11 protein-coding genes are annotated in these 13,396 nt (G+C 38.3%); 10 read left to right on the forward strand and 1 reads right to left on the reverse strand.

The features are described 5' to 3' along the window. Nucleotides 1-222: 222 nt before the first annotated feature. The gene (locus BSO02S_RS11615; protein WP_066066942.1) at nucleotides 223-918 is read right to left on the reverse strand and encodes a response regulator transcription factor; all 696 of its coding nucleotides are present in this window, start codon (nucleotides 916-918) and stop codon (nucleotides 223-225) included. A gap of 147 nt (nucleotides 919-1,065) precedes the next feature. On the opposite strand from BSO02S_RS11615, the gene lipP1 reads away from it, so the two are divergent. From lipP1 to BSO02S_RS11670, 10 genes are all read left to right on the forward strand, one after another. Further along, entirely contained in the window at nucleotides 1,066-2,019 is a 954-nt protein-coding gene (gene lipP1 / locus BSO02S_RS11620) for a LipP1 family hormone-sensitive lipase (RefSeq protein WP_066066944.1), read from the forward strand. A gap of 23 nt (nucleotides 2,020-2,042) precedes the next feature. Beyond that, nucleotides 2,043-3,683 carry a flavin-containing monooxygenase gene (locus tag BSO02S_RS11625; protein WP_066066945.1) on the forward strand — a complete coding sequence of 547 codons (1,641 nt, stop codon included), beginning with the start codon at nucleotides 2,043-2,045 and terminating at the stop codon, nucleotides 3,681-3,683. Between the two features lie 509 nt (nucleotides 3,684-4,192). Continuing rightward, the gene (locus BSO02S_RS11630; RefSeq protein ID WP_066066947.1) at nucleotides 4,193-4,720 is read left to right on the forward strand and encodes a YceI family protein; all 528 of its coding nucleotides are present in this window, start codon (nucleotides 4,193-4,195) and stop codon (nucleotides 4,718-4,720) included. Between the two features lie 106 nt (nucleotides 4,721-4,826). Continuing rightward, on the forward strand, nucleotides 4,827-5,261 hold the full coding sequence (locus tag BSO02S_RS11635) for a MarR family winged helix-turn-helix transcriptional regulator (RefSeq protein WP_066066949.1): 435 nt from the start codon (nucleotides 4,827-4,829) through the stop codon (nucleotides 5,259-5,261). A gap of 876 nt (nucleotides 5,262-6,137) precedes the next feature. After that, nucleotides 6,138-6,509 (forward strand): iron chaperone, encoded by a 372-nt coding sequence (locus BSO02S_RS11645; RefSeq protein WP_066066952.1) that lies wholly within the window; start codon nucleotides 6,138-6,140, stop codon nucleotides 6,507-6,509. Between the two features lie 161 nt (nucleotides 6,510-6,670). Then, complete coding sequence (locus BSO02S_RS11650; protein WP_066066954.1) at nucleotides 6,671-7,120, forward strand: hypothetical protein; 450 nt, start codon at nucleotides 6,671-6,673, stop codon at nucleotides 7,118-7,120. A 117-nt stretch (nucleotides 7,121-7,237) separates the two neighbouring features. Then, nucleotides 7,238-8,245 carry an ABC transporter substrate-binding protein gene (locus BSO02S_RS11655; protein ID WP_066066956.1) on the forward strand — a complete coding sequence of 336 codons (1,008 nt, stop codon included), beginning with the start codon at nucleotides 7,238-7,240 and terminating at the stop codon, nucleotides 8,243-8,245. Nucleotides 8,246-8,412: 167 nt separating this feature from the next. Beyond that, the gene (locus BSO02S_RS11660; RefSeq protein WP_096190865.1) at nucleotides 8,413-10,164 is read left to right on the forward strand and encodes a cache domain-containing sensor histidine kinase; all 1,752 of its coding nucleotides are present in this window, start codon (nucleotides 8,413-8,415) and stop codon (nucleotides 10,162-10,164) included. Between the two features lie 45 nt (nucleotides 10,165-10,209). Continuing rightward, nucleotides 10,210-11,400, forward strand: coding sequence for a response regulator (locus BSO02S_RS11665; protein WP_066066960.1), 1,191 nt, complete (start codon nucleotides 10,210-10,212; stop codon nucleotides 11,398-11,400). After that, nucleotides 11,397-13,286: a substrate-binding domain-containing protein gene (locus BSO02S_RS11670; RefSeq protein WP_218010602.1), complete on the forward strand. Its 1,890-nt coding sequence runs from the start codon at nucleotides 11,397-11,399 to the stop codon at nucleotides 13,284-13,286. The genes BSO02S_RS11665 and BSO02S_RS11670 overlap by 4 nt, the downstream gene beginning before the upstream one ends. Nucleotides 13,287-13,396 lie beyond the last annotated feature (110 nt).

Here is a 13,396-nt window from a genome sequence, read left to right on the forward strand (position 1 = left end):
TGGTGCCTGGCACTTTTTTTGTTGATTCGCTCAAATTAGTAACTTCCCAGAATTTAAGTGCCTAATATGCTAAAGAGTTAGCACAGTGGGAGTCAGGCACCGATTATACATAATTGATTCATCTTCTTTTCCACTTGCTTTTAACACTATATTTTCCCGTTATTAATTTAGTATGTTAAATACTTTCAATTAAACCTAACAAAGTAAAGCGCTTTCGTAGATTCATGAAATTATTCCTCTTCGAAAAAGCTCGCCAATTGCATGTGAGCGATTTTGGACGCCAAGCTTTTTTATGGCAGTTTTTACATATTGTTTAACCGTTAATTCACTTATCTCCATTGAAACTCCCATTTCCTTTGTACTTTCGCCCCATGCTATTCTTTTCATGACCTCTAATTCCCTTTTGCTCAGTACTTGTGAATCCTCCACACTCTCGGATTTCTCTAGGAACTTTCCAATTAGTTTGCCATAAAGAGTAAGTGTTGAAAGAACATTATCGTTAATGACTGCTGTATCTTCAAACTCCGTAGAACAAATATATCCAATCACAACAGATCGAAAACAAATAGGGACTACAACCATAGAGTTAACGTTGGAAGAGGTAATATACTTACTACTTGTTTGTTTTAGAAACTCTAAACCTGAACAATACTTCGCTTTCTTTTCCCGAATGGATGAAAATATAATTGGTAAAGTGCGGATATCATCTCGGATATCTCCAATATGTACTATTCCACTAGTGGTTAATAAAATGATCCCTTCGCCAAGATAACCTAATGGAGAAAAACGGAATAAATAAGAATTCTTGACGGGATAGAAATCCAAAAATACTTCAAGAACTTTGAACAATCTTTCTTCATGGGACGTTACTTCCTCTAGCTTTTGAATTCGATGCTGTAAGGTATACTGAGATGTCATATTATCATCTCCTTTATAGGGATATACCACGTATAAAATTGGGAATATTCAAATTATACAGAAGATTATATACTTTAGATAGACTTTTTGAGAAATCATTTCTCTCAAAGTATAAAAAATTTTCTATTTAAGAAAGGAAGATGTTTTTTGGCCAATTTAGATCCGCAAGCAAAAGCATATTTAGAAATGTTTAGCCAAATGCCATTAATCCAGTCATTAGACGCCCAGACAGTAAGAGAAATGTTTGCCCTTGCTCCTCCTGTAGAGGTAGAACTGGCTTCGCTTGCGAAGGTGGAGGAAAGAATGATTCCTGTCGCCGATGATGCTGAAATTAAAGTCAGAATTTACACACCAGAAGGTCAAGGACCATTTCCACTCTTTGTCTATTACCATGGCGGCGGCTGGGTAATAGGAGATCTTGAAACAGCTGATGCAAGTTGCCGTATGATCGCAAATCGAACAGGAAGAGTAGTAGTTTCTGTGGATTATAGGCTTTCACCTGAATATAAGTTCCCGATCCCTGTAGAAGACTCCTATGCAGCATTGCAATGGGTTAGTGAAAATGCTTCATCAATAAATGGTAACGCTTCCAATTTGGTGGTTGGCGGTGACAGTGCAGGCGGTAATCTTTCTGCAGTTGTTTCATTAATCTCCAAGGAAAAAAATGGGCCAGATATTTCAGGGCAGGTGCTCATTTATCCAGTTACTGCACTTGGTTACGACACTAAGTCATATCAAGAGTTTCAACAGGGATTTGGCCTTGATAAAGACTTAATGATTTGGTTTGGTAATTACTATATTAATAATGAAGAGGACACAAAAAATAAATATGTAGCCCCATTATTGGCAGAGGATTTAAGCAATCTTCCGCCAGCCTTCATTCTCACCGCAGAAAATGACGTCCTTAGGGATGAAGGATTGGCCTATGCGGAACGACTTAAGCAAGCAGGAGTTAAGGTTGAAACGATTATCGAAACAGGTTTAGTGCATGGATATTTTACAAATATGGCGGTATTCCCAGAGAGAATTAAAGGGTCAATTAATAGATTCGCTAAGTTTTTAAGCGAAATTGATCAAAAGGTGAGTAGGGTTAATTCCTAAATTTAGGTGTGGGAGGCGAAATAATGACTACTAAACAATCGAATCAAGCTGTCAACTACGACGCTGTTGTCGTGGGTGCAGGATTTTCGGGTTTGTATATGCTTCATCGCTTACGCGAGGCTGGTTTTTCCACACGTGTTTTCGAGGCTGGGGAAGGTGTCGGTGGTACATGGTATTGGAATCGTTATCCCGGTGCCCGCTGCGATTCGGAAAGCATCTATTATAACTACACTTTTTCTGAGGATCTCTATAAGGAATGGACTTGGTCTTCTAGATACCCCGAACAGCCAGAGATTTTGCAGTATCTTAACTTTGTTGCGGATAAGTTCAAATTACGGACTGATATTCAGTTTAAAACCAGGATTACTGCATCTCATTACGATGAGGAGAATAATAAATGGAGGATTCAATTGGATGATGGTACGAATGTGTCAGCCAAGTATTTTATCACAGGTGTAGGTTGCCTTTCTGCAGCCAATCTTCCAAATTTTGATGGGTTAGAAAGCTTTAAAGGTGAGTGGTACCACACCGGACATTGGCCGCATGAAGAGGTTGATTTTAAGGGGAAACGGGTCGGAATTATCGGAACAGGGTCAAGCGGTGTTCAAGCTATTCCGGTCCTTGCTGCAGAGGCAGGGCACCTTACTGTTTTTCAGAGGACACCACAATATAGCGCTCCAGCAAGAAACCATCCTTATGACCCGGAATACATCCGGCAATCGAAAGAAAACTTTAATGAAATTAAGAAGCAAATGCGTGAATCCCAAGGGGGTCAGCCATTAGTACCGCCTACTAAGTCTGCACTTGAAGTTGCTCCGGAAGAACGCAATCAGGTCTATGAGAATGCGTGGGCGAATGGGGGATTAGGCATTTTCAGTGCCTATTATGATATCACTATTAATGAAGCGGCTAATGAAACGGCTGCTGAATTTATCCGCTCTAAGATACGTGAGATTGTGAAGAACCCCGAGACAGCTGAAAAGCTGTTGCCATCCTATTATTACGGCACCAAACGTCCAATCATAGACACCAACTATTACGAATCCTTTAACCGAGGGAACGTCTCACTAGTTGATGTGAAGAAAGCGCCTATTGTGGAAATCACCCCTAAGGGATTGAAAACCACAGAAGGGGAATATGAGCTGGATGCCATTGTTTTTGCTACTGGCTTCGATGGAATGACAGGACCATTGTTAAAGATAGATATCCGTGGTAGAGATGGGGTGTCACTTAAGGAGAAATGGGCAGGTGGAGCACATACGAGGTCATACCTAGGAATCGCAAACGCCGGTTTCCCAAATTTCTTCATGATTACGGGTCCTGAAAGTCCATCTGTTTTAAGTAATATGCCTGTGTCCATTGAACAGCATGTCGAATGGATTGGCGATTGTATCGAATATCTCAGCAAAAGCGGAATAGAAACGATAGAGGCAAAAGTCGAGGCAGAAGAGGAATGGAGTAAGCATTGCAGAGAAGTGGCTGAATCGACGCTCTTTACGAAAACTGACTCATGGTATACCGGAGCGAATATCCCAGGTAAGCCAAGAGGCTTTCAGATTTATTTAGGGGGAGTCGGCGCATACAGGCAAAAATGTGATGACGTCGCTGCGAAAGGATACGAGGGTTTTGCGTTAATGTCCTCATCTAGGACTGCATTACTCTGATAGAATTCACAAGAACATTTCAAGGCATGATATTAAGCAATCAAACAAAAAACTAATTTCTTACGAAGTTAAGGACTAACTAAATGCAGCTAGTCCTTTTCTTTGTTTTCAAACGTATCTCAGCCCTCCTAGGCAGTAGTTAGCTATACTTAAGAACATTTGGAAGCGGCTTGTTGTTTTTTTACAAAAAAACAATTGGGGGATTAGTGATGTTGAATGCTGCTAATCCCAAGTTAGGCACCGGGGGTCAAACTTTTCAGTCAAACTAAGATCATTTTTAGGTGATAAAAATTATTTCGTAAAGTATTGACAACTCAAATGAATATATGATAAATTTATCTCAAGTTAAAGATAAATCAATTCGAGATAATTAATTGAACTACAATATTGGATTTGAGGATCTTAACTGGTTTGCCTTACATTTTTAGAAAAGGCAAGGTAAGCAATTTTTTGAGGGATATATCTCGATTTCGAGATAAAAACAAAAAACAAAATGGGGGAAATTTAAAATGGCAAAATGGACAGTAGACCAATCACACTCAAGCGTAGGTTTTGAAGTAAAACACATGATGGTATCAAAAGTAAAAGGACAATTTGAAGCTTATACAGCCGAAGTAGAAGCAGCGGATTTAACAGATCTAACTACAGCTTCAATTGCTTTCAAAATTGATGTTGCAAGCATCAACACACGTAGCGAGGATCGTGATAACCACTTGAAATCAGCAGATTTCTTTGATGTTGAAAATAACCCAACAATTGAATTTAAATCATCATCCATTACAAAACATGGAGAAGATTACAAAGTAACTGGTGACTTAACGATTAAGGACGTAACAAAACTAGTAACGTTTGTTGTTGAATTTAATGGTAAGGGTACAAACCCATGGGGCGTAGAAGTTTACGGATTTGAAGCAAGCGCGAAAATTAACCGTGAAGAATTCGGTCTTACTTGGAACGCTGCACTTGAAACAGGTGGCGTACTTGTAGGTAAAGACATCAAAATCAAAGTTGAATTAGAAATAAACCCAGCGGCATAAATTTTTTAGTCGCTATTGTTTTAATAATAATGATACCTATAAACCAATTCGTGCATTGTATCAGAAGTGTTCGAATTGGTTTAGATATTTATTGGAGTGATTACGAATGGAATTAGTGAATGAAGAATTAAAGGCTGTTACCGTTATACTTCGTGCCTCCCAAGCCATTCAAGAAGTCATCCGTAAAGATGGAGCTAATCATGGGCTAAACTCAACTGAATTTTCCGTTTTAGAGTTGTTGTACCATAAAGGTGATCAACCGATTCAAGTGATTGGAAAGAAAGTTCTTATTTCAAGTGGCAGTATCACCTATGTAGTTGATAAACTTGTGCAAAAGAATTATGTAAGACGCAAAGGATGTCCAGAGGATCGCCGCGTCATATATGCCGCGTTAACAAGTGAAGGGAAAGCGTTAATGGACGAAATTTTCCCGCAGCATGTATTGAAAATTAAAGAAGTTTTTGATGATTTAGGGCCCGGTGAGCTTAAGGAAACAATTGCTTTATTAAAACGAATTGGTCTTAGAGCGAAAAGTATTTGATTTTTTTTAAATAGATATCTCGAATTCAAGATAACCTGATAAAATGGAGGAATTTTCAGAATGCAGGTGCCTGACCCCGGTGCGAAAAGGGAAGTGCTTTCAATACCCTCAAGTGGGACGATTAATGAATCGAGCGCCAGGCACCATTCATATATTGGATGTTGCCTGGCGCTTTTTTATTTTTTAAACAGATTTTACACAAGGACATGCGTCGAAATCTAAGGTGGAGCAATATGTTTCTCTGCTTGCTAAAAGCATTTTTACACACCATCAATGACTATTATTAACCAACCATCGTGCTAAATCCGAATGATGTAAGATGCAGCCATTATCTGCTATAATTTCTAATAAGGTGATGTTTATCTTATGTTAGAATTACAAAGCAATGTACAAAAAGGAAAATTTGCCTGGGCCGATAAATGGGTGAAGATGACTGGTGTGCAAGAATTGATGCAAAAGTAAATAATACATATTTCGTGTACGAAAAGATCGGAAAACTGGTCAAAGAATTTCCTAATGGCGATATAATACCACTAACAAATGAGGATCAATCGTGATGCATAAGCACAGACCTATCTTCTATGTGTTTGCAGGTAATAATGGAAGTGGAAAAAGTACAATCCGGAACTTACTCATCGATAAAATGGTGTTGACATTATAAAGTGATTGAAAATTTCCCCGAAGAAGAGACAATGGTGCATTTTGCCGATGAAATTGCCCAAGCTGGCTACAGCGCTTCTTTACGCTTGTTCCGAATTCAATAGACTGAACCAGTAAATTACGAAATGCTAGAGAAGATAATTGAATTTAATATCAAGGATAAGGCCGAGAATACGAATTTTTGGCGGAAAAAGCATATTTTAGAAGGAGGTTGACATGGAAGTTTTTGCAAAGTATTTAGCAGGTATCGATAACCCCGACCACCGCGACCGAACAGAGGAAATTTTGACGTGGATTGCTAATAAATCCCCAAACTTGGAACCGCAAATCAAGTGGAATACGCCAATGTTTTCCGATCACGGCACATTTATCATCGGCTTTTCCACAGCGAAGTATCATTTGAGTGTTTCACCCGAAGAAGTAGGCATCGTACACTTTGCGGATGAAATTGCCCAAGCTGGCTACAGCGCTACCAAAGGCTTGTTTCGAATTCCGTGGAATGAGCCGGTAAATTACGAATTGCTTGAGAAAATGATTGAATTTAATATTCAGGATAAAGCAGAATATACGAATTTTTGGCGGAACTAATACAACAAACCTTATCAAAAAACGCATGACACGAAAACATGTCATGCGTTTTTGCATCTCAATTAATGCACCGGGGGTCAGGCACCAAACTTAAAGGTCTAACAATACCCAAATTATGCTAATGATAAAAGGAGCAAATGCCTATGTAAGGTGGGGAGAACATGTCAACGGATACAACGAAAATAGCGAGGATTTTTGAATATTTGCTTGCTGTTAAAAATTTAAAAGAGACGATCATTCGTAATGTCAATGATTACGAACAGGTTTGGTGGGAAAGGGATATTCCGCAAATAGATGGATTTTATATTGGCGGAAGTAGGACTATCGAAGAAGCTTGGTATGAGATACATAAACAAGAGATTCCAAGTGTGCCGCCAATTCCGGCTGAATTAAAAGATTGGGTAATTAAACTTGAAAATCCGGAGCAAACCCCCATCGCACATGACTTCCTAGCAGTAGGTAATGATGAGGATAGAAATGAAAGAATAGAACTATTTGAAGAGGACAGTAACCGGAAGAATCATTACGACCAATGGATAGCGGAATCGGAAAATTTGGTTTCGGAAGCATCCCCAAAAATGAAGATTCAACAGTTATATTCGAAAGGATAAGTTTTTTAAAATTAGTTAGAAAGTTAAAAAAATTGCAAATAAGTGCTGTTTTTTTGTAAATACTTTTGTTCTTTTTTTTTGTACTTTTAAGATAGTTCAAAAAGGGGGAATGAAGGTATGTTTAAGTTAAAAAAAGCTTCCATAAGCCTGCTGGTCTTTATCATGGCCATATTTATGCTTGTTGGTTGTAACAGTAATACGAATGGAAAAACGGAAGAAACGAGCGGTGGGACAAAGAGTGGTAAGATTGTCGTTGGGTTTTCCCAGATTGGTGCAGAGAGTGGCTGGAGAACGGCAGAAACGAAGTCGATTAAAGAAACACTTGGCAACAATCCTGACTTTGAATTAAAGTTTTCTGACGCACAGCAAAAACAAGAAAATCAAATTAAGGCAATCAGAAACTTTATTGCTCAAAAAGTAGATGTGATAGCGTTAGCTCCTGTTGTTGAAACGGGTTGGGAAAGTATCCTGCAAAAAGCAAAGGATGCAAAGATTCCCGTTATTCTTCTCGATCGTGGGATTAAAGTAAAAGATGAGTCCCTGTATACAAGCTTTATTGGGTCGGATTTTATTCTTGAAGGAGAAAATGCGGCGGAAGAATTGATTAAATTAATTGGTGAAGATAAAAAAGCGAATATAGTTGAACTTCAAGGAACGGTTGGAGCAAGTGCAGCAAACGACCGTAAAACAGGCTTTGCCAATACCCTAAAGGATCATCCAAATTTCAAAATTACCAAATCACAATCTGGCGATTTTACACGGACTAAAGGAAAAGAAGTTATGGAAGCGTTTTTAAAATCGGATGGAAAGAACATTGATGCAGTTTATGCTCATAATGATGATATGGCAATCGGTGCCATTCAGGCTATTGAGGAGTATGGCTTAAAACCAGGGGAAGACATTAAGGTCGTTTCCATTGATGGGATTAAAGATGCATTTGATGCAGCCGTTCAAGGAAAAACAAATATTATTGTTGAATGTAATCCTTTACTTGGGCCTCAGCTTGCTCAAGCAGTGAAGGATTTGAAAGCAGGGAAAGAAATTCCTAGATGGATTAAAACAGATGAATCCGTGTTTGTTGGAAAAGACGCTGCTGAAAAGGCATTGCCTTCAAGAAAGTATTAAATGAGGATTTTTCTTCTCCCGTAATGAGCATATCATGGTCGGAATTGCTTGATAGGCAGTTCCGATTTTCCTATGTGTATATCTAGGAAATAGGACTAATTGTCTCTTGTTTTTCTGAATTTTTAAATTAATAATAGATTTATACTATGCGGGAGATAAAAATAAATATGAAGCTTTTTTCTTATTTTAATAATAAAAGCATCCGCTTTAAGCTTTTATTCTACTTTTTTGTTATTATCATCCTTTGTGTGATGACCATGACCCTTTTGGGGAGCGGAATTTATAAAAAATCTCTCCAAGAAGAAGCAAACTCCTATACCGTTCAAATGATGGAACAGGTTTGGAATCAAATTGAAAAGGACCTTAATGAAAACGATAATATCATCCATTATTTATCGATGGAATCGGATATACAGCAATTTATGTCTGAAACCACTTCCTCTTCTGAACTGCTAAAAAAGGTAAATACTAGATTAAGTGTCTATAAAGAACGTCATAGTGAAATGGCAGGACTCCTCATCGTGAATCAGCATGGCGAGTTTGCTAGTAATGAGACTTTACCCATTACAAGGGATTTACTGACAAACGAGTATTGGTACAAACAGGCAGTTCATTCTCCAGAAAGACTTCATTTAATCAGTAATCCAGTTGGAAGAAACATCAAAGAAACTTCAAATTATCAGGTGAATAATTTATTATCCGTAGTAAAGGCAATTAAGGACCCGGTAACCAATAAAGTTACGGGTGTGATCTTAATAGATTTAAAACTGGATTTTATTAAAAAGGTAATCCAATCTATTAGATTAGGAAAAAGTGGGTTCATTTTTATCTTGAACAAAGATGGTAATGTCGTGTATTCCCCTGTTAACTCCATTGTCTATCGGATTAATCCTGAGTGGCTTACAAAAAATAATACCCATACGCTTGAGAAAGTCATCAATCATAATAACTATCAAATCATCTACAACACCTACCCATCGATTCAATGGAAGGTTGTCGGAGTATTTTCCTTGGATGAAACGACTGAAGTTGTCTCAAGAGTTCAGCTTTATACGTATATTATTGGGATGTTCATATTGTTGTTGGCCTCTATTGCTTCCTGGTTCTTTACTAGTTCGATTATCAACCCTGTCAACAAACTGAAAGCATTGATGAAAAATGTGGAAGAAGGACGTTTTGATTTGCCTTTTCACCCCAAGTACAATGATGAAATTGGTCAGCTAGGGAGAAGCTACAACCGGATGATTCAAGAAATTAGCAGACTGATTCAACTCGTTTATGTGGAACAGAAAAATAAACGGGAAGCGGAATTAAAAATATTGCAGGCGCAAATTAAACCGCATTTTCTTTATAACACGCTTGATACCATCCAATGGATGGCGTATGAATATAAAGCTACTCGAATTGTCGAAATGGTCAATGCCCTTACGACATTATTCAGGATCGGGTTAAATAAAGGAAATGAATTTATTACCATCGATGAGGAAATACAACATGTCGAAAGCTATTTAATTATTCAAATGACCAGGTATGAGTCAAAGCTTGAATACGAAATTAACGTGGATGAGCAAGCGAAACAATTTAAAATAATCAAACTTCTTCTCCAGCCATTAGTGGAGAATGCCATTTATCATGGGATTCGTAATAAAAGAGGGAAGGGAAAAATTTCTATTGATGTAAAAAAAGAAAGCGACCACCTTATCCTAACTGTTAGGGATTCAGGAATCGGTCTGCCTGAAGAGAAACTGTTAGAGTTAAATGGAATTTTGCAGAACAACCATCATATGGAAGAAAAGCAGGGGTACGGGCTATTTAATGTGAATGATCGGATAAAGCTCGTTTATGGATCAGATTTTGGAGTAACCATTGAAAGCAAATATACGGAATGGACGATGGTAAAAGTAACTATTCCCGTCTAAATATAATTGATTGTTTTCGTATTATCTCATTTGGAGGGGTATTCAATGTTGAAACTATTCATTGCCGATGACGAAGTGATTATTAGAAGGGGACTAAAGGCCGCCGTTGACTGGGAGAAGTACGCTATTCAGGTAGTGGGAGAAGCGGAAGATGGAGAACTTGCCTTAGAAATGGCCAAGGAGCTCAAGCCTGATTTATTATTTCTAGATATATGTATGCCTTTTTTAAATGGGATAGATTTAATAAAAGAATTACAAGTGATTTTACCAGATTCTCTCTTTATCTTAATTACGGGGCATGATGAGTTTTCATATGCCCAACAGGCCGTTCGTTTAGGTGTTTTTGACTATGTGCTAAAACCAGTGAAGGTGGGAGAATTAGAGAATGTTGTTGCACGAGCAGTGGAGGAATTAAACAGTAAAACCCATTACCAAAAATGGGAAATGCAATTTGAAGGAAATCGAGAAATTTTAAAAATAGATTTTCTTCAAAGATGGGTAGGTGGGATGATGCAGAAGGGTGACCTTCAAGAGGAATTTCAGTTATTTGATCTGAAGCTTGATGGCACTATTGGTGTGTCAGTCATCAAACTGTTAAATATTGATTTGAATACAGCTGATGAATTTTGGAACGAAAAATTGTTAGCGTTTTCACTTAGGAATATTATCAAAGATCTTTTACATGATAGTTTCACTGCTGAATTTTTTGAGGATCAACATGGTCATATAGTCATCTTATTACCCGTAGATCGAGCAGAGGATCTAATGGCAATCAATCATCTTATTAAGGAAAAAGTCGAAACTTTCCTCGGAAAGACGATTGTTTATTCAGAGAAAATAGCTCACAGGTTTGAAGATATACCTACCATTTATCAATCTTTGATTACTCAAATAGACTCTGATTCGAATGTGTCACCAATCGTTGTTTTAGCAAAGAATTATATTGACCAACGATATAATGATTCAATGATTACCCTAAACGAAGTGGCAAGCAGTGTACAAGTCAGTCCGTCCTATTTAAGCAAGCAGTTCAAAAATGAATTGGGCACATCCTTCATTCAATATTTAACAAAGGTTAGAATTGAAAAATCTCTTTTGCTGATGAATGATCCGTATTTAAAAGTCTACGAGATTTCGGAAAAGGTAGGCTATAGCACGCAGCACTACTTTTGTAATGCCTTTAAAAAAGTGGTTGGAATTTCACCTAGTTCCTATAGGAGTGGAAGCAGGAAGTGAGACTAAGGAAGGTTTTAATCAAACTTATGATTCTCGGAACAGTGCTTGGTCTCATTATATTTGGAGGCATTGGCGAGTTTAGTAAAAGTCAAAAAGCAAATTCGCTAGGACAGGTTAAATATCTGATCGGAGTATCTTATCCAAATCTAAACGGACCTTGGCAGCTACAAATGAATAAGGAAATTAAAAATGAAATCGCCCGCCATGACGATACACGCGTAATTTTCACGGATGCAGCCCAAAATGATGAGCAGCAGGTACAAGATATTCATTCCCTCATGAGTTACGGGATCGACCTTTTAATTGTGTCAGTCGACAATGCTAGTACCCTAACCCCAGTGATTTCAGAGGTGTATAAAAAGATCCCGGTTATTGTTCTAGGGAGAGGGGTTAAAGGGTATGATTATACCCTTTATATTGGCTCTGATAATCAATTAAACGGCAATATGGCGGCAAAAGAGGCGATAAGATTATTGGGGAATAAGCGGGGTCAAATTATAGAGGTGGAAGGGAATAAGGAGTCACTTCAAGCGGAGGAACGGAGTAAAGGATTCCGGGAAACCATCCAGAGGGAATCGAAACATTCCATTATCGAAACGATTAATGGAAATTGGTTAAAAGATCGCGCAGAAGACGAACTCAAGAACCTGCTCAAATCAGGAGTGAAGCCTGATTTGATATACGCCCATAACGACGCAATGGCATTAGGCGCCTATCAGGCACTCAAACAATTAAAGATCGAGGGGATCAAAATTATTGGCACTGACGGACTAAATGAGGAGAGCGGCGGGCTTAGACTAGTCAAACAAGGAATCATTGACGCAACCTATATTACACCAACAGGAGGTACCTCAGCAGTCCAATATGCCATCGATATTTTACATAAGGTTCCCGGACTGCCGAAGAAGATCATTTTACGTAATCACGAAGTTACGAAAAGCAATGTGGATTCCTATTTAACAGAGGGTGACAACTCGTCTATTCCATTCATAAAGAAAAAAGAAAGGAAAATTAAGCTTGGTTTCGCGCAGGTCGGTTCAGAAAGTGAATGGAGGCTGGCCAACACGGATTCTATTATTTCGGCGGCCAAGGAGGCAGGGGTTGAGCTAATCCTTAAGAATGCGGACTATAGTCAGAAAAAACAAATGGACATCATTCGTGATTTTATTAAACAAAAAGTAGATGTGATCGCCTTTTCACCCAAGACAGAAGATGGCTGGGAAGAGGTTCTAATGGAAGCCAAGAATGCCGGAATTCCCATTATTTTGTCAGACAGAGAAATAAATGTAGAGGATCAGACAATGTGGACCTCCTTTATCGGATCAGACTTTGTGGAAGAAGGAAGAAGAGCAGGGAAATGGCTGGTTTCCGATTCAAAGTTAACCACGACCCCTCTTCATATTATTGAAATTGAGGGGACCGCCAATTCTGCCCCTGCCGTCGATCGAAAACAAGGATTTAATGAAATTATCCAGCAGAATTCAAAATTTCAGCTTTTACAATCATATTCCGGAGATTTTACTCTGGATCAAGGGAAGAAATGGATGAAACAAGCACTAAAAACATATGGAACAGAAATAGACGTAGTTTATGCCCATAATGATGATATGGCATTAGGAGCCATAAAAGCCATCGAGGATTATGGATTAAAGCCCGGAGTGGACATCAAAATTATTTCCATTGATGCTACTATAAAAGCCTTTAACTCACTAAAATTGGGGAAGATGAATTTTACGGTCGAATGTAATCCCCTCCTCGGACCTCAGTTAATGAAAGCAGTAAAAGATTTGGAAAATGGAATTGAAATACCGCAAAAAATCATTACAGCTGAAGAAACCTTTGACCAAAAACAGAGCAAAAAGGAATTTAGCCGAAGGGCCTATTAAAATAAAAAATATCCGATAAACTCTTGGAGAAAAATCCAAGGGTTTATTTATGCTCTCCATGTTTACATTATCGCAGTTGGTGTGCTCCAGTCCATAAGCCGCTAAACGGG

This window comes from Neobacillus soli NBRC 102451, assembly GCF_001591665.1.
GTDB lineage: Bacteria > Bacillota > Bacilli > Bacillales > Cytobacillaceae > Neobacillus > Neobacillus soli.